Raw genomic sequence first — 22,154 nt, 5'->3', positions numbered from 1 at the left:
CCGGGCTACAAAGACTCAAGGAACGCAGCAACTACGGTGGCGTGGTCGGCGTAGAGCTGACACAGCGCATTCGAAACAGCAGCTTGACCTTGCGAAACTGCGGCTTAAGGATACCACTAGGCCTGCCTCGGGCAGCGTCCTCCGCTCGGCATGACGCCGTGAACCATCGACAGGCCGCTCGGGCACCCGTCGGGAAGTCGTTCGGCAAAGGCGCTATGCAGGGATTCCCTCCATGCTGAGGAGCTTCAGCCGCTGCGCCTCGCCAAACGGTCCCTTGGGCAGCCCGTCGGCAATGCGGAAAGACCTGGGTGTCTTGTACGCCCCGAGTTCATTCCCGCAAAACGATCTCAATTCGTTCTCCATGCATCGCTCTCCGGGTTTAGACACAATGCACTCCATCTATTCCTGACCGTAATGCTCGTCCGGAACGCCGGCCACCGCCGCCCCCAGCACAGCCGAGTGCTTTAGCAATGCCTCGTCTATCTCGCGAGGCGCAGTGTTTTCGCCTCCCTTGATGATGAGTTCCTTGATCCGGCCTGTGACGAAGGTAAAGCCATCCGGCCCCAGGTATCCAAGATCTCCGTTATAGGGCCAGCCCTCGCGCCTACGAGCTTTTTGGCATCCAGCGATGGGCCACGGCCGCAATTGAGCTCATGCATCTTCAGGGCAACCGGATGATTGAATTTCTGTAAAAAGTGGCAGCGGCTCCAACGCGTGTCGATGGCTGGGCCGACCTTGGCTTACGCAGCCACAATCGCGCAGCGACTTGAGCCAGACGCTCTGGAGAACCGCAAGGCGCGGTATGGCGGGAAAGCCTGAAGGCGCTTATCCTCAAATCCGGATTGTTCGAGGTCGCAGCAGAAGTGCTTCCGCAAGGCACGCGGACACTGATTCGCTCACGCTCGGGCGTGCTAGGAGCAGGCGAGACGAAAAAGGGAAGCCTCAGCTCCCCTTCTTTCGCTACAGCCCATCCCGGCGAACTTAGGCCGCGACGTCCTTCAGCTTCTTCAGCGAGCGGACCTTCACCTTGATGGAAGCGGGCTTGGCGGCAAACCACTGCTCTTGGCCGGTAAACGGATTCCTGCCAAAGCGCTTCTTGGTGGCCGGGACCTGGATCGCCGACACCTTGAAGAGGGCCGGTAAGGCGAATTGGCCGGCGCCCTTCTTGTGGATAGCGCCGACGATGATATTCTCGAGCCGAATCAAGACAAGACAGTCTGCACGTCCAGCCCAGTCTTGAAGATCAGGTGGCTGTCAATTCCGGGGCATGAGAGGCGAGCGTGCTCACCGACGCCGCCCCAAGATCAGGAAGCCACGGAATGTCGGAGACGCCGGTCACAACGACTATGTCGTCCTTGCCCCAGGCTAGGAGCCCTCTTGCCTCCAGACAACTCAGTCAATACCGCGTACGGCATTCGGCAGCAGTTCGTTCCGCCGAGCGCACACGCTTCTGGAACTAGAAATTTTTCACGGTTCTTACCGAGCCAGGCTGGTGCACGACCACGGCCAGTCCAAGTTGCCCCCGTCTTGGGGTCTTGATACTTTGGCAGCAGGGATTTCCTGGATTTTTCCGACGCCTTTGGCGCCGCCCCTGCTGCGGGACGGCCAAGACGTCGTTTTGGAGCAATGTCGTCGGCTGTCAGCTCGTACTGCGCCATCAGGGCTTGAATCTGTTCGATAACACCAGCGACTTCCGCTGCACGTACCTCGACAAGCTGCGCGCTTATCGTCGGTGAAGTAGGCATGCTCGAGCGCGATTACGTGGAGTCCTTCTTCGTGCTCTACCTCTTTGAACATAAAGTCGATGTATTGTAGCAGGGCGCTGTTAAGCATTGTGTACATGTCATTTGGGTCGGGCACATGAACCATTAAGGCGCTGTGGTGTACCGTCCATGGGTTAAGCTGGCGCACACTCGTGGTCGAAGATGAGGGCGCGGGAAGAAAGAGCCGGGCACGTGGCGCCCGCCGTTGCGGGAGGGATCACGAGGCGCGTGCCCTCGTGTTGGTAGACACGCAGTACCCGCGCCTAGTCGGGCGGCTTCAGCGTGTGCTCAGTGTATGGCAGCCCGCGCATGCCGAAGGCGTGCACATAGCTGGCGAGCCTGGAATGGCCGGCCCTTTATGCACTGGTGACAGTTGCATGACGCTGGCGGCCAACCGCGTAGATGAAAGTGACGGCATGCGCCATGCGGTTGAGTTCTACCGGTTGCTTGGGACCGCGTTGACATACTCGCGACGACTTGAGCCAAACCGACCACTCACAGCGTAAGTCTGTTCTACGAAAATCACATATTGATGGCGATATTCATTACCAATCAATCTAAATCATGCGACCTCCACGGATCTATACACTCATGTCACCCTCGGCTGAGCACAAGCCGCCCGACGATTGGGCCGCCCTCCCCGCCGGCTTCGGTGAGTGACCGCCCCGTTGGTCAGCTAGATACGGCAGCGACGGGGGGATACCGGTCTCTGTGGGGAAGAGTTGAGACGACCGGCACGCGGGCGAAGATAGCGCGAGACTCGAATGACTGTCGGAATCATTCAAGCTAAGGATGATAGAAGGCTTCCTCGTGCTAAGCGTTTTGGGGCCTTCCGCTGAGCCTTGCAACTCTAAAGTAAGGACATCGTCCCTTAAAGAACGTATGGAGATCCTCGATTGAGGATAGAAGGTTATTCCAGTGCATATTCATATGTATGCCTCTATATCCCGGAATAACCAGATGCTTGCCGCAATACTTGTTATAAGAGGGATGTAGTGGAATCGAGACATGAACTCGTCCACTGTCCGATGGTCATTGCGCAGTTTTACGCAAGAATATTGGCAGTTTTAGTGCAGTAGCAGGTCTGGCTTGCTGTGCGCAAGCCAGACCTGCTATTGAAGGTTAGGCGTTGGAGCCAAGCTCTTCAGTTGCCGATGCACTGGCTTGCTGCGGTGTGCGCGAGAGGAAGCCAAATACCGCGACCGCAGACAGCACGGTGATGACAGTCAGCACATGCAGCAGCATGCGGAACGCGTCTCCGTAGCCAGCTACCAGCAACTGATGGCTGACTTGAGGCAGCGCTTCGGCTGCGTGCGCCAAGTCGCCAGTGGCCAGCCGTTGCGCGGCTTCGCCCAGCTTTCCGGCCGTCGAACCAGCTTCCGCAAGCACCGCGCTCAGGCTCACATTGGCAATGGCAGCCAGGACTGCGCTGACCGTCGCAAGGGCGATTCCCTCTCCTGCTACGCGCGTCGTATTGAAGATACCTGTCGCCATCCCTGCACGTTCCTTAGGCACCACGCTTACCGCGAGACCATCCATCAGGCCCCACGGCATACCTGCGCCGATACCAATCAACAGCATCGGGGGCACCACGGCAAAGCCGGCTGCGCCCACGTCGATCCGGCTGAACCAGTGCAGACCCACCGCGGCGATGAGGAAGCCAATGCCCGAGAGCACGCCTGCGGAGACCCACCGCGTAAGCGTGGCGACCAGCACGGGGACAACCAGCATCGGTGCCGACAGCGCAATCATGAGAATGCCGGCATCGATCTCGCTCATGCCTTCAATGCCGATAAAGCGCAACGGCAGCATCACCACAAGCACGATATAGCTGTAGCAGGTGCCAATGGGCAGCATCTGCACGCCGACAAATCGCGGGATGCGGAACAGGCTCAGGTCGAGCATGGGGCGCGCCGAGCGAGATTCGACGTAGATGAAGATGGCCAGCATGAGCGCCGAAGCAGCCAATGAACCCGTGACAAGCGCGCTGGACCAGCCACTCTCAGGTGCCTGGATGACGGCGAACGTGAACAGGACCAGCGTGGCGGTGAACGAGACGGTGCCGGGCCAATCCAGCCCCTGCGCGTTGGGGTCGCGAGTCTCACGCATACGCGGCACGCCGAATATCATGGCCGCCGCGCCAATCAGGGCCGTCGACAGGAATACCGACCGCCAACCAAACGCGTCGATCAGCACGCCACCCAGGAGCGGACCGAATGCGAGGCCGATGCCGAAGCTCGTGCCCAGCATGCTGAATGCACGCGTGCGCGCGTGGCCTTCGAATTCCTGAGCCAGCGCGGCACTTCCCCCGGACAGTGCTGCAGCTGCAGCGATGCCCTGGAGCGCACGCAGGATATCGAGCCAGGCGACCGACGGCGCAGCAGCGAGTGCCAGCGACGTCAGCACGAAGAAGCCGATGCCGATGCTGAACAGGCGCTTGCGCCCATAGACGTCAGCCAGCGCGCCGGCCGCCATCAACAGGCTGCCAAAGCTGAGCATGAACGCGTTGGTGATCCAGGTCAGCGAGACAGCGCTGCCGCCGAGTTCGCGACCGATGGCGGGCGTAGAAACCGCACCGCCGGTGAAGCTAAGCGGCAGCACGATTGCCGCCATGCAGACCGCTAGCAAGATGAGAGGTTTTCCGCGCTCGGAAGCGTGACTGTCAGTTAAAGAGTTTGGCGAGTTCATGGGCGAATTGGATGATGGATTGGATGCTGTCAACGACATCGGAACGCTCGGACCTGGCTGCGATCCGCCGACGGCAGTTCGGCGCAAACTCCAACGTTGAGTACTTCGCGGGAGGGAAATTGCGCGTGCAGATTACCGTAGCGATTGGCCGCATGCCGGCACCCTAGAAAGGTGGAAATGTAGCGTTTGACTCCACCTCGATAAAGGCTTCGAATGGCGACGCACCGTATCTCGTGTAGAGACAATCGCGGACGGGCTGCCAGGACTTGCTAACCGGGCTTAGGTGCCGTCCCCTACGACGACCGGCTGAGCGTCGCAGCAATCTTGTCGCCGAACAGCACCAGGACGACGCCGCTAAAGATCACGAGTACGCCTGCTGTGCGCATCACGGTCATCGGCCGCGGAACGGCAGCCGCGAGACCATGCTGGTCAATGAGCGTGGCTGCGAGGAACTGGCCAAAGATAAACAGAGAGACAGTGTTGACGCTGCCGATACGAGGCGAGGCAAGCAGGCTCCCGCATATCGCGACAGCGCCGAGCACCCCGCCGCCGAGCCGCCACGAGGGTTGCGCGAGCAGCGACCCCATCGTCGACGAGAGGTTGCCTCGCGCAAAAGCGACACCTGCAAGCGCGAGGGAACCGATTGCAAACGAGACCAGCGCTGCCATCAGCCGGTCCCCTCCGAGTCCTGCGGCCAGACGCCCGTTGACCCACGTCTCCAGAGACGCAGCGGCGCCCCCGGCTAGTGGGGCAATAATCAGGAGTGGTGTCATTGGCGTTGTGCCTTCTGAAGTGTGTTCGAATATGTCGACCGGCGAATGCCTGATGTGTTCACACCATCGTCAGCATCTGCGCGACTTGGCCTGTTAGCCAGCCGCAACTAACGCAAAGAACGATCCACCCGGCGACGATAATCACCGAATCTTTGAGACTCATTTCAACTCCAAACATCAAGTTTGTGCGGACGGACGGAAGCCTTCCATGCACGAGGTCATCTCATCGCGACGCACCCATTGGCGAACCATCAGCGCAAGGGTCCTTGCTGCGTTCTTTGGATGCCGAAGACACTCCCGAACCTGTTCGCTGCGCGCGATGCCGGTAATGCACCAGGTGCAGAAGTGCTCGCAGTTGTTTCTCAACAAGCTGTAGCGCCGTTCGCCGATCCGGGACCGCGCTCTCGCCAGCGCCATGTACCCGCGGTACGGAGCACCCATGTCATTGCCGACCCGCACCGCCTTCCCCGAGGAGAAGCATTCAAGCGACACCTCCTCAACCGGACCAGGCCTGCGCGAACGGGTGAAGCCGGCGTAGTGAATGACGTTGCCGTTACCCGAATAGATGCCGTGGTGAACGTAGCCATTCCGCTCGCTGAGGAGGTGCGCTCCGAGCGCAAACCGTTCAGCCGACATCGACAGCCCCGACGACGGGTTGTCGTCTTGAGGTGCAGAGAATGCTGTTTCGGTGAGTGGGCGCATGGCTTTCGAGCGGTGAGGCTTGCGACACGCCGACCGAGGTCTGCTTCGGCCGGAGAGGTAACCGTGTCAACCACGGTGAAGGCATTATGGTTGCCAACCAGCGGTTGATAAATGCCAGTTACGGCGTTTCTTTGTCTCAAGAACGGAGACAAATGGATGGGAGTTTGTTTTGTGCCGCCTGCGCACTCACGTAGCGGGGCCCATCCAGACGCTGGCCGAGATAGCGAGCACGCGATGCCATGACATCACCACGCAGGCACGGGCGCTGCGTGGCGAATGAAGTATCCAAGGGGGCGCTCGGCCCCCAAGGTCAAGGCCTCTCATCCCGGTCGGGAAGTTGAAGCCATTTGTTTAAGCGGTCACTGTTTCACGGCGCCGGCATCCTTCGCTTTTTCAGGCGCGGCCATCGCGACAGCCTGAGCGTCACCCCAACCACCACCCAACGCGCGGATCAGGTTCACCGTGGCTGCGGCCTGCACGCTCTGCAACTGGACCGCTGCACGTTTCGTCTGCAGCGCGGTGCGCTCGGCGTCGATGACATCGAGGAAGTTGATCGCGCCCTCGGTGTACTGCTTGCGCGAGATATCCGCAGCGCGCGTGGCGGACTGGACCGCTTCGGCCTGGGTCTGCCTCTGCCCTTCCAGGATGCGTAGGTCCGACAAGCCGTCCTCCACCTCGCGGAATGCCGTCAACACCTGCTGGCGGTACTTCGCCACGTCTTCTTCGTATGCCGCCCTAGCGTTCTCCAGGTTGGCGGTACGGCGGCCGCCGTCGAACAGCGGGATGTTCAGCGAGGTGCCGGCCAGCGGCCCGAGCAGGAACGCACGGCTGCTCCACTTGAACAGGTCGCCCAACGTGGCCGACTCGAATCCACCCACGCCCGTGATGGTGAGCGACGGGAAGAAGGCCGCCTTCGCAATGCCGATCCGCGAGTTCGCGGAAGCCATCGCACGTTCAGCGGCGGCGATGTCTGGACGACGTTCGAGCAGCGACGACGGCAACCCTGCCGGAATACGCAGGTTGACCGCCTGGATCGGCGTCGCGGGCATCGAGAACTCAGCCGGCGTCTTGCCAAGCAAGACGGCCAGGCTATGTTCGGACGCCGCGCGCAGGCGCTGCACCGACATGGCGTCCGAACGTGCGGTGGCGAGCTCCGCCTTGGCACGCGCCAAGTCCAGCTCGCTGACGTCACCCTCATCGAAACGACGTTGGACCAGCTTGAGTGCCTGTTCACGCAGGTTCACCGTATTGGCGAACACCTCGGCTTCGGCATCGAGACCGCGCAGCGTGAAGTAGTTCTGCGCCACGTCAGCCTGCAGCATGAGCTGCACCGAGCGGAACAGCGCCTCGCTCTGCTGCATGTCCGCCTTGGCTGCATCCACCGACGACGCCACGCGACCAAAAAGATCGACCTCGTACGAGGCACTGGCCTGCGCGCGCCACAACGTCTGCTGCGGGACCGCGGTGCCGTCAGGCTGGCGCAGCGACGCGCCGGACACCTGCTGGCGCGTCGGGCCAAAGCCCGCGTCGAGCGTGGGGAACAGGCCAGCACGTGCGGCCTGGTTCAACGCTCTCGCCTCCTTCAGCCGCGCAGCGGCCGCAGCCAGGTTCTGGTTGGCTGAAAGCGCCTGTTGTTCCAGTGCATTGAGCTTGTCATCGCCGAAGATGGTCCACCATTCTCCGCGCGAGAGTGCCTCTGACGGCTTCGCGGTCTGCCATGTGCCGGCCTCCGCCGGCTTCAGCGCAGTCTGCGTCCATTGCGCAGGCGCTTCCTTGAAGCTGGAGCCAGTGCCGTCAGGCACTGCAGGCTTGTCGTAGGTTGGCGCCAGCGAGCAGCCAGCGAGAACGAGCAGGGATGCCAGCAACATCGAGCCCTTGCTCAGCCATTGGGTCATGGGTGCATTCATGATGATCTCCTTGGTTTCCCTGTTCATTCAGCCGATGCCGCCTTGACAACGTGCACCGGGTGCTCGGCGTGCAAAGGCTCGGAATGCGTGTGATGCTTGTCGACAATCGGCTTGCTACCGGCCATCTTGCGCAGCGCCACGTAGAACACCGGCGTCAGCAGCAGGCCAAACAGCGTCACGCCCAACATGCCGAAGAACACCGCGATACCCATGGCACGGCGCATCTCCGAGCCGGCACCCGTAGACATCACCAGCGGAATCACACCCATGATGAAAGCGAACGACGTCATCAGGATCGGGCGCAGACGCAGCCGGCTCGCCTCGATGGCAGCCTGCATGATCGTGCGGCCCTGCATTTCCAGCTCGCGAGCGAACTCGACAATCAGGATGGCGTTCTTCGCCGATAACCCCACCAGCACCATCAAGCCAATCTGCGTGAAGATGTTGTTGTCGCCATTGGTCAGCCACACCCCCAGCAGCGCCGACAGAATACTCATCGGCACGATCAGGATGATGGCCAAGGGCAGCGTCAGGCTCTCGTACATGGCGGCCAGCACCAGAAACACCAGCAGCACACTGATGGGGAACACCCACATGGCGGCGTTGCCGGCCAGGATTTGCTGATACGTCAGGTCAGTCCACTCCATACGGATCCCGCGCGGCAGTGTTTCAGCGGCAATGCGCTCGATGGCTGCCTTGGCCTGGCCCGACGAGTAGCCGGGTGCCGGACCGCCGTTGATGTCGGCAGCCGTGAAGCCGTTGTAGCGCACCACCATTTCCGGGCCGTAGGTAGGCGTGACCTTCACTAGCGACGACAGTGGCACCATCTCACCTGCAGTGTTGCGTGTCTTGAGCTGCAGGATGTCGGCGGCCGTGGCGCGGAACTGCTGGTCGGCCTGGGCACGCACCTGGTAGACGCGACCGAACTTGTTGAAGTCGTTCACATACAGCGAGCCGAGGTAAATCTGCATGGTGTCGAACACGTCGGTCACCGGCACGCCGAGCTGCTTGGCCTTGACGCGGTCCAGGTCCACATCGAGCTGCGGCACGTTGATCTGGTAGCTCGTGAACATCGGGCCCAGTTCCGGAGCCTTGGAGGCTGCCTTGATGAAAGCCTGCGTCGCCTCGTTGAGTGCTTCATAGCCGAGTGCGCCGCGGTCTTCGAGCTGGAGCTTGAAACCACCCAGCGTACCCAGGCCCGACACCGGTGGCGGCGGGAAGGTCGCGATCTGCGCGCCTTTGATCTGGGCGAACTTGGCGTTCAGCGCGGCAGCAATCTCCGCAGCCGATTCACCTGGGCCACGTTCCTTCGACGGCTTGAGCACAGGGAACACCAGGCCCGCGCTCGACGAGTTGGTCAGGCCGTTCACGGACAGACCCGGGAACATTGGCGCGTGGACCACGCCCGGCTGCTTCAGCACGATTTCACCCATCTGGCGCACCACTTCTTCGGTGCGGTCCAGCGAGGCGCCGGCCGGCAGTTGAGCGATGCTGACCAGATAGTCCTTGTCCTGCGCCGGTACGAAACCACCCGGCACCATCTTGCCCATCAGCAACGCCAAGCCCAGCAGCAGGCCGTAGAGCACGAACATGATGAGCTTGCGTTGGATCACACCGCCCACGCCCTTGCCATACGATTCCGAACCGCGGTGGAAGACCTTGTTGAATCCGTTAAAGAACGGGCCGAGGATGCGGTCCATCGCGCGGGTCAGGCGGTCCTTCGGTGCGTGGTGATCCTTGAGCAGCAGCGCAGCCAGGGCCGGCGACAGCGTCAGCGAGTTGAACGCCGAGATCACCGTCGAGATGGCAATGGTCATCGCGAACTGCTGGTAGAACTGACCGGTCAGACCCGACATAGAGGCCAGCGGCACGAACACGGCCACCAGGGTCAGCGCGATGGCGATAATCGGCCCACTCACTTCCTGCATGGCCTTGTACGTCGCAGCACGCGGCGACAACCCTTCCGAAATGTTGCGCTCGACGTTTTCCACCACCACGATGGCGTCATCGACCACGATACCGATGGCCAGCACCATGCCGAACAGCGACAACGCGTTGATGGTGTATCCGAATGCGTGCATCAGCGTGAACGTGCCGATGATGGAAACGGGTACAGCAAGCAGCGGAATCAGCGAAGCACGCCAGGTCTGCAGGAAGATGATGACCACCAGTACCACCAGCGCGATGGCTTCGAACAGCGTGTGGACCACTGCGTCGATACTTTCCTGCACGAAGCGCGTCGGGTCGTAGACGATCTCGGCCTTCACGCCGTCGGGCATGTCCTTCTGCAGCTCGGCCACGATGGCGCGTACGTCATCCGAAATCTGCAACGAGTTCGCACCCGGTTGCTGGAAGATAACGATTTGTACTGCATCCTTGTTGTCGAGCATTGCACGCAGCGCGTACTCCGACGACGACAGCTCGATGCGCGCCACGTCCGACAGGCGCACCACCCCGCCTTCGGGCGTGGTCTTGAGGATGATCCCGCGGAACTGCTCTTCCGTCTTCAGGCGCCCTTGGGCATTGACGCTCAGCTGCATCGGTACGTTCGATGCCATCGGTGAGGCACCAATGATGCCCGCCGCGACCTGCACGTTTTGTTCGCGAATCGCCTTGATCACGTCGGTAGCCGTCATGTTCTGGCGCGCCACCTTCTGCGGATCGAGCCAGACACGCATCGAGTAGTCACCGGCGCCCCAGAGCGCGACCTCGCCGACGCCGGGGACGCGGGCGAGCCGGTCCTTGACGTTGATGAGCGCGTAATTTCGCAGGTAGGTCAGGTCGTATTTGCCGTTAGGCGACACGATGTTCACACCCATGGTCAGCGTCGGCGACGACTTGACCGTAGTCACGCCCAGGCGCTGCACGTCTTCAGGAAGACGCGGCATGGCCTGGTTCACCCGGTTCTGCACGAGCTGCGCGGCCTTGTCCGGATCGGTGCCGAGCTTGAACGTGACCGTGGTGGTCATGTTGCCGTCGCTGTTCGCCTGCGACTGCATGTACAGCATGTCCTCGACGCCGTTGATCTTCTCTTCGAGCGGCGAGGCTACGGTTTCTGCGATGACCTTCGGATTCGCGCCTGGATACTGCGCGCGCACCACCACCGAGGGCGGTGCGACTTCCGGGTATTCGGCGGTGGGCAGCTTGAACAGCGAAATCACGCCGCCAAGCAGGATAATCACCGACAGCACGCCCGCAAAAATGGGCCGGTCGATGAAGAACTTAGAGATGTTCATGATGTGACTCCCGTTGACCGGTATCAGGCGGCCGACTTGGCCTTGCCTGCGCTCACCATGTCGACGCTGCGCGCCTTGACGGTGTCGTTGGGGCGCACGCGCTGGATGCCGTTGACGACGATGCGCTCTCCTGGCTTGAGGCCGCTTGCCACGATACGCAGTCCGTCATGGAGCGCGCCGAGCGTGACTTCACGGTATTGCACGCGACTGTTGGCATCGACCACGAGTACGTATTTCTTGGCCTGGTCGGTACCGATGGCGGCGTCGTCGACCATCACCGCAGGGTGGGCCTGGCCGCCGCCTACCTTGACGCGGGCGTAGAGGCCCGGCACCAGCGCGCCGTCGGCGTTGTCGATGCGGGCCCGCACACGGATGGTTCCGGACGTGGTGTCGAGATGGTTGTCGACCGAGACGATGACGCCCTTGCGCGAGTAACCCGTTTCGTCGGCCAGGCCCAGTTCGACCGGCATCGGTGAATTGGCGCCACGACGCAGCGAGCGCAGGTAGGTCTGCTCGTCGGCATCGAACGAGGCGTAGATCGGCGACACCGATACCAGGGTGGTCAGCAGCGGTGCACCGGCACCGACGGACACGATGTTGCCGACGGTGAGCTCGGCGCGCGACACGCGGCCCGCCACCGGCGCCACGACATCGGTATACGAGAGGTTCACTTTGGCGGCTTCCAGTGCCGCACGGGCGGCCTTGACGCTAGCCGACGCTTCACGCGCGGCGTTGTGCTTCTCATCGAAGTCGCGGCGCGCGATAGCATTGCTTTCGATCAGGCGGTCGGCACGCGCCGCGTCGCTCGTGGTGTAGCTCGCGCGCGCTTCGGCGGCGGCCAATTGCGCGGCGGCGCGGTCGACTTCGGCCTGATAGGGGCGCGGGTCGATGGTGAACAGCGAATCGCCCTTCTTGACGAGTTGGCCGTCCTTGAACTGGACTGCCACGATCTTGCCAGGCACCAGCGGACGTATCTCGACCTTGTCGATGGCCTCGAGCCGGCCTGAGTAATCCTGCCATTCCACGATGGATTGGCTGATCACGGTGGCCGCGTCGACGTCAATGGTGGGCGCGGCAGGCGCAGGCGACGCAGCCGTGGCGCTCGCTACGGGACCGTCACTGCCGTGGGTGAGCGCCAGGCCCGTCACACCCACGACAAGCAGAATGCCTGCTGCCATCGAGAGTTTCTTGCGATTGGTAATCATGATTCAGAATCCTTTTCCGTCTTAAGTCGTTTCAAAGCAAATCGGGTACTGCGGTCCAGGAGCTCCATCCATTCGGTGCGTCTCGCGGGTGTGGCTCTAAGCTTGGGAACCAGTATTGACCGCGCAATGCCGCTGATAAAGACCCGTTTTTTGGTCACTTTGTGTCGAGCATGGAGACAATGTGAAAGAGGGGGCCTGGGCGCGTTTTTTGTATAGCCAGGCAGTTACCGTACGTGCGCCGCAGGGCTCATCGGGTCGATGCTGGGTCGAGTCTCGTTGCCAGATGCCGCCGCAGGAAGCCTGCGACTTCGTTGAGGGCCGCCGGATTGCCGGGTAGTTCGGCGTGGCGAACGCCTGAGTACCGACGTGCTTCTGTCGGCACGCCAGCCACGATCAGCCGCCCCGCGTATTGCTCTCCTTCGCTCTTCGCCCCATCGTGCTCTGCACTGACGATGAGCGTCGGCGGCAGGCCGGCCAACCGGCGGGAATCCAGCGGAGCGGCGTACGGGTGCACGCACTGCGCCATCCCCGGCAGATACGCCTTGTATTGGCGCGCACGGTTGAGCGGGTCCGCCTCCGGCCCGGAGCCCGCCGGCCCGTGCACCAGTCGCGTCATGCTGGGGTCTAGCAACGGCGCAATCAAAACTTGAGCCGCCAGGCTAATCACGCCGCGGTCTCGAGCCATGGCCGCAACACCAGTGGCGATGCTTGCCCCCGCGTCGTGTCCGGCCACGGCGATGCGATGGCTGTCGGCCTTGAACTGCCGCGCATGTTCGACTGCCCACTGCAATGCCAGGTAGACATCCTCCGGCGCTGCGGGGAACGGATGCGCGGGGGCTAGCGAGTAGCCGACCGAAACAACCCAGGCCCGAACCTGCTCTGCCAGTACCGATGCCTGGTAGTCGGCCTCGCCGAGGTCACCCCCGACGAATCCACCCCCGTGGCAGTAGACCAATATCGGCACTGTTGCCTTCTCAGACTTCGGTCGATAGGAGCGCAACGTAATGTCCTGCGCATGCCCGAAGATGGAAATTTCCTGTGTCTCGAGATTCGAATGCATTGCTACGCCAGTCTGTTCACATCTGCTGCGAGGACCTGATGGGTCTTACGCGAGTCAGACGACTCGGTCACCCCGATGCATGGTTCGCCATACGTGCACCGCGCCGAACTGTACTGCGAGCGCGCACGAAGATAATTAGCCGCTGGGATGGATGACTTTTCATGTTTCGTGAACAATGCAGGCGCCAACCTGGCGCGAGCGCATCGCCCTTCTATGCTTCGGAGCGCCGCTCAGGAGCCGCGGCCAGAGTTCTCGCTGCCTTGCTTGACGGGACTATTTGCCTCGAAGCCTGAAGCAGAATTTCGAAGGAGCGTACAGCGCTCGAATATCTCCGCGACCCAGTTCACGAAGGCGCGTACCTGTGGCGAGAGATGCCGGCTTTGTGGGAACACTGCGGAGATAGGAAGGGGCGCGGGGCTCCATTCCGACAATACTTCGACCAACTCTCCGCTATCGAGGTGCGGCTGCGCCAGGATGCGCGGAACCTGGATGAGGCCGAACCCCTTGAGCCCGCACTGGAGATGCGCATCCCCGTCGTTTGCGGCAAGCATCGAAGTCACTTTGACGTTCATCGATTCGCCGGCCATCTGGAAGTTCATGTTGATCATGCGGCCGGTGCGACTCGAAAAGTAGTTCACCGCTCTATGCCTTTCCAGGACGTGTGGTGACTTCGGCGCCCCAAACTCGCGGATGTAGCCAGGGCTGGCGGCGGTCAGCAATCGGAACACTCCGACGCGCCGCGCCACGAGGGTGGAATCGTCGAGATTGCCGATGCGCAAGGTGCAGTCAATTCCTTCCTGGACCAAATCCACCAGCCGGTCGCCAATGCCCAGCGTCAGCTCGATGTCCGGATACTTGGCTCGGAATTCGTCGAGGGCGGGCACTACGATCAAGCGGCCGATGGAACTCGCCATGTCGACACGCAGCTTGCCCTTCGGCGCGCGCGGTGCATCGGTGAAGGAGGCTTCTGCCTCATCAATCTCGGCAAGGATGCGCGCACATTGCTCGTAGTACGCCGCACCGGCGGATGTTACGCTCAGGCTTCGTGTGGTCCTGTTCAACAGTCGCGCATCGAGATACGCCTCCAACTCCTTAATCACGCGCGTCACCGAACCCTTTGGCAGGTCCATCAGTTCGGCGGCACGCGTGAAGCTGCTGGTCTCGACGACCCGGGTGAACACCTGCATTGCTTGAAGCTTGTCCATGATCTCGATGATGAGCAATGTGCCGCTGCCAGTGCAACGCGACTTGTGTTTCTGATGTGAGATGGCGGTGGCGAAAGACCTCTACGGTGCCGTTGCGTTCGATTTTTGTCGGAGCACATTGGCGAGGTCGGCGATGTATTCATCCCTCAGCCCGCAATCGGACAGCGCACGGTCCAGCTTGTGAACATATTCGGCGTTGGACCCAAAGGCCCCCTTGGCGTCGGCGACGATTGTCGCGATGCTTTCCACGCTGGCGTCGCGCTCGTACTGGATGCCGGTTGTATTGGCGACGAACACGATGCCGGTCACTTGGGAACCATCGGCCAGTTCAAGCGAGGCCCAGGTCGGCACGTAAGAGCCCGCTATCATTTCGCGCACCCATAGGACTCGGAGGTCGTCTTCGAGATGTGCCCCAGCCAGCCGGAGCGCTACCCCTTGCGTGGCCCCTCCTCGTTCGAGGGCCAACATTCTTCCTGGCACTTCTGACGACCCTCGTCCCGCCACCATCCGGATGCAAAAGCTGCGGCGCCAGCCTTGAAGGGTCGCCACCTCGCGCTTATCGAAGTTGAGCAATGGGTTCCACATCAAGGACCCGTAGGCGAAGACCCAGATGTCCTCGCCGGGAGGCCTGCTGCGCATCGTGGCGGCGAGCGATGCGTCGATTTGGACTTGGGTCCAGATAAGGGCCTTGGGAAGGCCCAAGCTCCCCAGCCAGGCCCCTGAATGAATAGACTCTCTGGTGTACATGCTCTCTCTCTTGGCCACATTTGGCCGAGGGGGCCGCGAATCGATGTCGCGATGTCGCGGATATGGCAGCATTATTGGTGTCGGAATTCAATTGATAAACATGCTAAACTGCGACAGTTTGTCTCCGGGTAGGAAACAATGTCTGATCGCATAGATGCTTCCGTTGCGGATATCGAGGCCTTCGTCGCCGTAGCCCGAAGCAGCAGCTTCACGCGCGCGGCCGAGGGATTGGGAACAAGCAAGTCCAACGTCGGCAAGTCGGTTCAGCGACTCGAAGCCGCGCTGGGGACCCGCCTGTTCCAGCGCACCACCCGCGCTGTCCGGCTCACCGAAGACGGCGAGACGTACCTGATGGCGTCGGAGACTGCGCTCGAGGGACTGCGCGAGGCTGGCCAGGCATTGGCGGCCCGACGCGCGGAGCCCATCGGCAAGGTGCGGCTCGATCTGCCTGCCGGCTTCGGCCGCCTTCTGTTTCCCGCGCTGGCCGAGCTCCGGCAACGACACCCCCGCCTCACGTTCGAGCTTGCACTCAGCGACCGTATGTCCGACCCCGTCTCCGAAGGCTGGGATATCGTCGTGCGCATCGGCGACCTGCCGAACGACGGCGAGATGACTGTCCGAAAGCTGTGCGATCTGCGCCTGGGGCTCTACGCCTCGCCCGACTATCTAAAGCAGCGCGCCGAAATCCGCTCCCCCGCCGACCTGCCTGGTCACGATGCCATCGTGTTTCGCGGACCCACCGGCCGTCTGCGGCCGTGGAAGGTGGCAGACGGCCCGCATATCAAGGAGCTGTCGCTCAATCCCGTGCTCGCGCTGGCCGATGGTCACGCACTCGTTGAAGCAGCAGTGCAAGGTTTTGGCATCACGCAAATCCACGACCGCGTCGCCCAGCCACATGTCGATGCCGGGCGATTGGTCCACGTCCTTCCCGACTCTGACGTGCCCGGGCCTCCCGTGCACGCCATGATTCCGCTGGGCCTGAAAATGCCCGCGAAGACGCGCGCCGTGTTGAATCAGATCGTGGCGTATTTGCAGCGGAAAGACTAGCTTCGTCGACCTGCGGCTCGGGGCCCTAGGTCGATTGTTCTCGCTCTGGCAAAAGAGAGTCGCCTGCCAGGCGGTTTATCAACGTGAGCCGTGTCGGTAGATTGCGCTATCCCCAGACACATTGGTGTGCCGGGAGAACATCGCGATTCACCATCGCATTAGCGACAACACTCATGTCAAACCAAGCAGACTCTCAGCAATCAAGCGCCGATAATGCCGGTCAGGAACAGATTGACCCGGCGCGTCGCCGCGTACTCCAGGTCGCTGCAGCTATCGGTGCCGCAGCAATCCCGGCGATCGACGCATTCGCTGCATCAGCGCCCAAAGGCACTCCCTCTGCCGCCATCGTTCCCTTCCGCATTGCGGTGCCACAAGCTGACCTCGATGACCTCAAACGTCGCCTGGACACGACCCGCTGGCCAGAGCGTGAGACCGCGGGCACGGACGAACAGGGGGCCCAGTTGGCCAAGGTTCAAGCGCTCGTCGAATACTGGCGCGCCCGCTATGACTGGCGCCGCGTAGAGACTCGTCTGAATGGCTATCCGCAGTTCAAGACAGAAATCGATGGACTGGGCATCCATTTCCTTCACATCCGTTCGAAGCACGAGAACGCCACGCCGCTCATCATGACGCACGGCTGGCCTGGCTCTATCGTCGAGTTCCTCGAGACCATCGAACCACTTGTCAATCCGACTGCCCACGGCGGCCAGGCAACTGACGCATTCCACCTGGTGCTGCCATCGCTGCCCGGCTATGGCTTCAGCGACAAGCCGACTGCCAAGGGTTGGGGCCGCCAGCGCATTGCAAAAGCCTGGGGGAAACTGATGCAGCGACTGGGCTACAAGCGCTATGTGGCACAAGGCGGCGATTGGGGCAGTGTGGTGACGACCGAAATGGGCCGCCAGCAGCTCCCCGGACTGGCAGCCATTCACGTCAACCTCCCGTTCGTGGTCCCCGCCACCCTACCGTCCGATCCGACGCCGGAAGAGAAGATCACGATTGAACAGTGCATCCGCTTTGCCAACAACGGCTCGGATTACCATCGCCTTCAGGTGACGCGTCCGCAAACCATCGGCTATGCCCTGGCCGATTCGCCGAGCGGGCAGGCCGCCTGGATTTACGAGAAGCTTGCAGCATGGTCGGACAGCAACGGCAATCCGGAATCGGTGCTGAGCTATGACCAGATGCTCGACGACATCATGTTCTACTGGGTGACCAACAGCGGCGCATCGTCGGCACGGATGTACACCGAAAACTTCGACCTGACCTTCAACTCGGTGCCACTGACGTTGCCGGTTGCAGTGACGGTGTTCCCTGGTGAAATCATCACGCCGCCGAAGCACTGGGCAGAGCAAACCTATAGCAACCTTTACTACTGGAATCGCGCACCACGCGGCGGTCATTTCGCAGCATTCGAGCAACCGACGATCTTCGTCGATGAACTGCGGAAGGCGTTTGCGCGCAAGTATACCGCGTAGCACTACGAGAGCTTGTTACCGCAATCCTGGCCAGCCACCGAAGCAATAGTGGCTGACCAAGGTGAACATGAGTTTGGCCTGACAGCCAGCCCCATCTTCATTATTGCGACCCGCTTTCAGGCGTTGTTGCCGCCATCGATATGCAGAACCGAACCGGTCATAAAGCCATTGCTGATCGCAAATAGTCCTGCATCGGCAAGCTCATCAACGGTGCCAACACGTCCGCGCGGCAAGGCGGTGCCGATTGCGCCAAGCGTATCGGAACGTGCGTCGCCAGGAAGGAAGTCCCAAACCGGGCTGTCAACGACGCCAGGAGAAATGACGTTGACGCGAATGGGGGCGAGCTCGAGCGCCAGGGTGCGCGCCAGGCCTTCGAGGCTGGCATTCAGCGCCGCAACAATGCTTGCGCCTGGAATCGCCTTGTAGGCTGCCGCTCCACTGAAGAACGTCACCGACCCATCCTTCGCAAGGCGCTTCGTAAGGTGGCGCACCAGGTAGATCGGGCCCCAGAACTTGCCGCCGAGCATCCGCTCGATATCCTCGTTCGAAGTACCGGCGAAGGGCCTGAAGGCCAGGTCCGCCGCGGTGCATACGAGGTGGTCGACGTGGGGGATGTTCACTGCCAAGGCTTCCACATCGGCTTCGACCCCGATATCAGCGCGATGCGTCACGATGTCGCCAATACCTAGGCGTGCGGCGTCGAGTTTCTCTTGCGAGCGGCCGATGACATGAACAATCGCGCCCAGCGCAACGGCCTTCCGGGCGAGCGCCAGGCCCATGCCCGAGCTGCCGCCAGCGATAAGAATGGTTTTACCTGCAAATGATTGAGTCAACATGGTTCCGATTAAAAGCGTCTCGAGGAGACTGATAGACGGCAGCCAGAAGTTGTTCCGGCTCGTATGGACTAAGCCCTGGCCCGCGAGGTCACCAAAACAATGGAGCAGGCGAACTCGGGCCCCTGAATCGGGCAGCTACGAACATACCGATCCCCTTCGCTGGGATAAATCCCCGGCGCGGATACAATCTGTCTCCCTCAAGGCGACACTCAGTCATCGTGGGCCTAGGAAACCGCCGACTGGGGTCCCAAGGCTCGTGATATCGTTTCGGTGGCTTCGTCAGTGGAAGGGAATCATGGACATTACTCAAACGCCGCGCTCGCGACTCCGCATCAGCATCCCGCTCGTCAGCGTGCAGTTTCTGCCGGCACTGACTGCATTCCAGATTCAGAATCCGGACATCAAACTTGATATCGACTGCGACAATCGCAAGGTCAAACTCGTCGAAGAGGGCTATGACGTGGTCATCCGTACAGGGAACGTCGAGGACGAAAGCCTCGCCTCATGCGAGCTCGGCAGCTTCCGGTTGTTCATCGTGGGGGCGCCCGACTACCTCGCGCGGCATGGTCGGCCCCAGCGCCCAAGCGATTTGGCCAACCACGCAATCGTTCAGTACCGAATGCCGCACAATGGCCAGCTTATGCAGTGGCCACTGCTCCTCGAGGAGGGTGAACAGCCGCCGCAACTCGCGCCACGGGTCGTCTGCAATAGCAATGAAGCGCGGCTGCATTTCGCGCTTGAGGGGTTGGGGTTGACCTGCATGTCGGAGTTCTCAGTGCAGGACGCGCTCCAGGCTGGAAAGCTGGAGGCTGTCCTGGAACCCTACACCCGGAGCCGGCACACTTTCCGGCTGGTATGGGCGGAGAGCTCGGCTGCGCGTCCGGAGCTGCAGAAGTTTACCAAGTTCGTGAGCACGATGATGACCAAGGGGACAACTCACACGCCGGACACGCCACAACCCTGAGGTTTTTGGATTGTCTCCAACGCGGAGACACAGCAGGTCACTTTGGCCTGTTTATCTTATTCCGGGCGATCACTAGAGTTGGGTCAGTTGGCGCGACGGACCTGGTGGTTCGAAGCGCAACGCTTACGAGACCCCCAAGGACCCAATCATGAAACTCTACATCGCCCAAGCCACCTGCTCCCTTGCAGCCCAACTCATTGCCAACGAACTGGGCCTGAACCCGGAACTGGTTCATTACGATGTGTTCGGCAAGACCACGTCTAACGGCGACAATTTCCTGGAAGTGAATCCCCTCGCATACGTGCCGGTCCTTGCCCTCGAGAACGACCAGAAGGATCTGCTAACCGAAACGACCATCATCGCGTCGTACCTTGCAGACCAGCACCCGGAAGCCGGGCTGATCCCGGCGCATGGCACGCTTGAGCGCGTGAAGCTCGATCAACTGCTCACGTTCATCGCAACGGAAATCGCACAGAAGCACATCCCGCTAATGCGCAAGCTGCAGACGGAAGCGGGCGCGGAGTGGACTCGGAACAAACTCGTCAGCGCCTACACCGTGCTTGATGAACGCCTTGCAGACGGCCGCGCTTACCTGACCGGTGAACAGTTCACGGTCGCCGATGCTTATGTTTGGGCGACGATGTGGCACGAGCGTTCCGGCGCGCAAATTGGCCACCTGAAAAATCTGATGGCATACATCGCACGCATCAATGCCCGGCCCTCTGCACTGAAAGCAATCAAGGACGAAACCGAGATGGTCAACATCCATGAGGCTGCGAAGGCTGCCTAAGTCCCTTAACGCCGGGATTTCAGGTGCGGCCCGGAACTATCGCCGCCCTCCAAACGTGGCCTGCGTATAAACGAAGGCGACGAGCGGAGGTCGGCCACGTGCGAAGCGACGTTCGTGCGTATCCTCAAAGGCATGAACAATCGCCACTGCGTCGGGCTCCCGGTCAATGCGGGTACAAAACGGTATTGCGAGTGGAACTGCATGCGGATGGCGTCCACCAAAAAATGCTGCATCCGCTACCGTATACACTCATGTCACACGTCGGCTGAGCACGAGCCGCCCGGCGCTAGGACCGCCGTGTGATCCGAAATTCAAGCGATGCGGACGGAATGCGGGCGTGCGAGAGCCGCCATGCGGTTAAGTACACCTACGCGGATCGCCACTTCTGTTGCTTGAGAGCCGATGCCACGCGCCCACAGGCGATTGCCCGTGAACGTCTTGAGCCGGTACATCAGGTTCTCCACCAGCGAGCGGGGTGGTTGCCGCAGACCTTCTTCCATTCCCCTCGCCCCTGCCGCGCAATGCCGTCGATGGCCTCGTCGCGCCACCGTGCGCCGCCAGACTTCGGCCTATCCTGAGCCTTCTCGCCGCGCAAATTTCAGTATTCCTTCGCACTGAAGGATGGGCCAAAGATCCAGCAAAGGTCGAAAGACAGCGCATACGAGGCCATTGCCACCGGTGGCGCAAACAGCAGGGACACCAAATGGCGGAAGCTCATGCTTGGCTCGACGCCAAGCGGGCCATCGTTAAGGGTGCTGCCGCTGCAGCAGTCTAGTAGTATTACCTGCTGCGCGATGAAGAGAAGCCCACTGCCCACGTCGACGGTCTTCAACAATCTGGAGGCGTGCATCTGCTTTGCGGTCCAGGGCGTGGGCATTGCCTATCGAAGCGCATTGGCAATGCCCCGTCGATGCTGCCCCCGGATTGGGGCGCCGGCTGGCGCAATGTGTGGCTCGGCGCCACCGTCTGCAACCAGACCGAGGCCGATCGCGACGTGCCAAAGCTGTTGAGCGTGCCTGCGGCGATCCATTGGCTCAGCGTCGAGCCGCTTCTCAGCAGGATCTCGCTGAATCCTATCTGGTTGCGTAGCGATCCCTTTGAGACCCAACCGCCGCGGCACGTGGGCTCCGAACAGGTCAACTGGGTCGTCGTCGGCGGAGAGAACGGCCCCAACGCACGGCCGATGCATCCCATTTGGCCCCGCGACCTCCGTGACCAATGCCGTGAAGCCGGCGTTCCGTTCCTGTTTAAGCAACACGGAGAATGGCTGCCTCTGAATGAGGTGCCGACAGCGCCTGGCCGGATGGTCTATGCAATCGACACGCCGACCGAGTGCCGCTCAGCCGCCGCGCTCATGAAAATGGTTGGGAGAACAGTAGCCGGGCGGCACCTCGATGGCCAACTGCATGACGGGTTTCCAACCTTTCGACAACAAATGGCCGAGCAATGCCGACGGCAACATTCGACCACCGATCGCAGCAGCAATGAATAGCAACTCAAACGACTTTACCGACGAGGCAAGCATCGCGACCATTCTGGCTATCCGCGGTGCCATTCAACTGGGCATGCGGGGTGGCCCTCAGTGGCCGGCCGGCCACTGGCTAAACGAATTCTGGCTGGTTGGGCAAGCTGCGGCCCAGGACGCCCAAGTTGTCTCCGGCTTCCAGCGCAAGGCCGCCCAGGAGGTGCTGGAGAAGTCCTACAGCTACCTAATGTCCGCGACCATTCCTTGAAGCGGCATAATCCCGGGTTT

The 22,154-nt window shown here is 61.3% G+C and carries 17 protein-coding genes and 4 pseudogenes; 6 read left to right on the top strand and 15 right to left on the bottom strand.

Annotated elements, in window-relative coordinates; all coding sequences use genetic code 11:
- Positions 1-213: 213 nt before the first annotated feature.
- From AC1RQK_RS27145 to AC1RQK_RS27090, 12 genes and pseudogenes are all read right to left on the bottom strand, one after another.
- Positions 214-399 (bottom strand): AMP-binding enzyme, encoded by a 186-nt coding sequence (locus AC1RQK_RS27145; protein ID WP_492812221.1) that lies wholly within the window; start codon positions 397-399, stop codon positions 214-216.
- Positions 400-981: 582 nt separating this feature from the next.
- Positions 982-1,253, bottom strand: a pseudogene (locus AC1RQK_RS27140) (HU family DNA-binding protein); the annotation flags it as partial.
- A 195-nt stretch (positions 1,254-1,448) separates the two neighbouring features.
- Positions 1,449-1,745 (bottom strand): annotated as a pseudogene (locus AC1RQK_RS27135) (H-NS histone family protein); the annotation flags it as partial.
- A 1,140-nt stretch (positions 1,746-2,885) separates the two neighbouring features.
- Positions 2,886-4,451, bottom strand: a complete 1,566-nt coding sequence (locus tag AC1RQK_RS27130) for an MFS transporter (protein WP_492812268.1) — start codon at positions 4,449-4,451, stop codon at positions 2,886-2,888.
- 293 nt (positions 4,452-4,744) lie between these two features.
- On the bottom strand, positions 4,745-5,224 hold the full coding sequence (locus AC1RQK_RS27125) for a DMT family transporter (protein WP_492812219.1): 480 nt from the start codon (positions 5,222-5,224) through the stop codon (positions 4,745-4,747).
- Between the two features lie 177 nt (positions 5,225-5,401).
- Positions 5,402-5,926 (bottom strand): lecithin retinol acyltransferase family protein, encoded by a 525-nt coding sequence (locus AC1RQK_RS27120; protein WP_492812217.1) that lies wholly within the window; start codon positions 5,924-5,926, stop codon positions 5,402-5,404.
- A 359-nt stretch (positions 5,927-6,285) separates the two neighbouring features.
- Complete coding sequence (locus tag AC1RQK_RS27115; protein WP_492812215.1) at positions 6,286-7,833, bottom strand: efflux transporter outer membrane subunit; 1,548 nt, start codon at positions 7,831-7,833, stop codon at positions 6,286-6,288.
- 23 nt (positions 7,834-7,856) lie between these two features.
- Positions 7,857-11,069, bottom strand: a complete 3,213-nt coding sequence (locus AC1RQK_RS27110) for an efflux RND transporter permease subunit (protein WP_492812213.1) — start codon at positions 11,067-11,069, stop codon at positions 7,857-7,859.
- A gap of 23 nt (positions 11,070-11,092) precedes the next feature.
- Positions 11,093-12,274: an efflux RND transporter periplasmic adaptor subunit gene (locus AC1RQK_RS27105; RefSeq protein ID WP_492812211.1), complete on the bottom strand. Its 1,182-nt coding sequence runs from the start codon at positions 12,272-12,274 to the stop codon at positions 11,093-11,095.
- A gap of 247 nt (positions 12,275-12,521) precedes the next feature.
- Positions 12,522-13,346, bottom strand: a pseudogene (locus AC1RQK_RS27100) (alpha/beta hydrolase); the annotation flags it as partial.
- 218 nt (positions 13,347-13,564) lie between these two features.
- Positions 13,565-14,539 (bottom strand): LysR family transcriptional regulator, encoded by a 975-nt coding sequence (locus AC1RQK_RS27095; RefSeq protein WP_492812266.1) that lies wholly within the window; start codon positions 14,537-14,539, stop codon positions 13,565-13,567.
- A gap of 81 nt (positions 14,540-14,620) precedes the next feature.
- Positions 14,621-15,286 carry a gamma-glutamylcyclotransferase gene (locus AC1RQK_RS27090; protein ID WP_492812209.1) on the bottom strand — a complete coding sequence of 222 codons (666 nt, stop codon included), beginning with the start codon at positions 15,284-15,286 and terminating at the stop codon, positions 14,621-14,623.
- A gap of 138 nt (positions 15,287-15,424) precedes the next feature.
- On the opposite strand from AC1RQK_RS27090, the gene AC1RQK_RS27085 reads away from it, so the two are divergent.
- Positions 15,425-16,333 (top strand): LysR family transcriptional regulator, encoded by a 909-nt coding sequence (locus AC1RQK_RS27085; RefSeq protein ID WP_492812207.1) that lies wholly within the window; start codon positions 15,425-15,427, stop codon positions 16,331-16,333.
- Positions 16,334-16,506: 173 nt separating this feature from the next.
- Complete coding sequence (locus tag AC1RQK_RS27080; protein WP_492812205.1) at positions 16,507-17,811, top strand: epoxide hydrolase family protein; 1,305 nt, start codon at positions 16,507-16,509, stop codon at positions 17,809-17,811.
- A 116-nt stretch (positions 17,812-17,927) separates the two neighbouring features.
- On the opposite strand, the gene AC1RQK_RS27075 is transcribed toward AC1RQK_RS27080, so the two are convergent.
- Positions 17,928-18,647 carry an SDR family oxidoreductase gene (locus AC1RQK_RS27075; RefSeq protein WP_492812203.1) on the bottom strand — a complete coding sequence of 240 codons (720 nt, stop codon included), beginning with the start codon at positions 18,645-18,647 and terminating at the stop codon, positions 17,928-17,930.
- A gap of 295 nt (positions 18,648-18,942) precedes the next feature.
- On the opposite strand from AC1RQK_RS27075, the gene AC1RQK_RS27070 reads away from it, so the two are divergent.
- Together AC1RQK_RS27070 and AC1RQK_RS27065 are read left to right on the top strand one after the other, a co-directional pair.
- The gene (locus AC1RQK_RS27070) at positions 18,943-19,611 is read left to right on the top strand and encodes a LysR substrate-binding domain-containing protein (protein WP_492812201.1); all 669 of its coding nucleotides are present in this window, start codon (positions 18,943-18,945) and stop codon (positions 19,609-19,611) included.
- A gap of 148 nt (positions 19,612-19,759) precedes the next feature.
- Positions 19,760-20,401 carry a glutathione S-transferase N-terminal domain-containing protein gene (locus AC1RQK_RS27065; RefSeq protein ID WP_492812199.1) on the top strand — a complete coding sequence of 214 codons (642 nt, stop codon included), beginning with the start codon at positions 19,760-19,762 and terminating at the stop codon, positions 20,399-20,401.
- A gap of 311 nt (positions 20,402-20,712) precedes the next feature.
- Here AC1RQK_RS27065 and AC1RQK_RS27060 read toward each other — a convergent pair.
- A pseudogene (locus AC1RQK_RS27060) lies at positions 20,713-20,957 on the bottom strand (IS5/IS1182 family transposase); the annotation flags it as partial.
- A gap of 42 nt (positions 20,958-20,999) precedes the next feature.
- Positions 21,000-21,278: a hypothetical protein gene (locus AC1RQK_RS27055; protein ID WP_492812197.1), complete on the bottom strand. Its 279-nt coding sequence runs from the start codon at positions 21,276-21,278 to the stop codon at positions 21,000-21,002.
- 33 nt (positions 21,279-21,311) lie between these two features.
- Here AC1RQK_RS27055 and AC1RQK_RS27050 point away from each other — a divergent pair, with 33 nt between their 5' ends.
- Both AC1RQK_RS27050 and AC1RQK_RS27045 read left to right on the top strand, forming a co-directional pair.
- Complete coding sequence (locus AC1RQK_RS27050; protein ID WP_492812196.1) at positions 21,312-21,893, top strand: DUF5131 family protein; 582 nt, start codon at positions 21,312-21,314, stop codon at positions 21,891-21,893.
- Positions 21,886-22,134 carry a hypothetical protein gene (locus AC1RQK_RS27045; protein WP_492812194.1) on the top strand — a complete coding sequence of 83 codons (249 nt, stop codon included), beginning with the start codon at positions 21,886-21,888 and terminating at the stop codon, positions 22,132-22,134. The genes AC1RQK_RS27050 and AC1RQK_RS27045 overlap by 8 nt, the downstream gene beginning before the upstream one ends.
- Positions 22,135-22,154 lie beyond the last annotated feature (20 nt).

Source organism: Cupriavidus sp. GW822-FHT02D05 (assembly GCF_058802485.1).
This window is presented reverse-complemented; position numbering and strand designations above follow the sequence as displayed.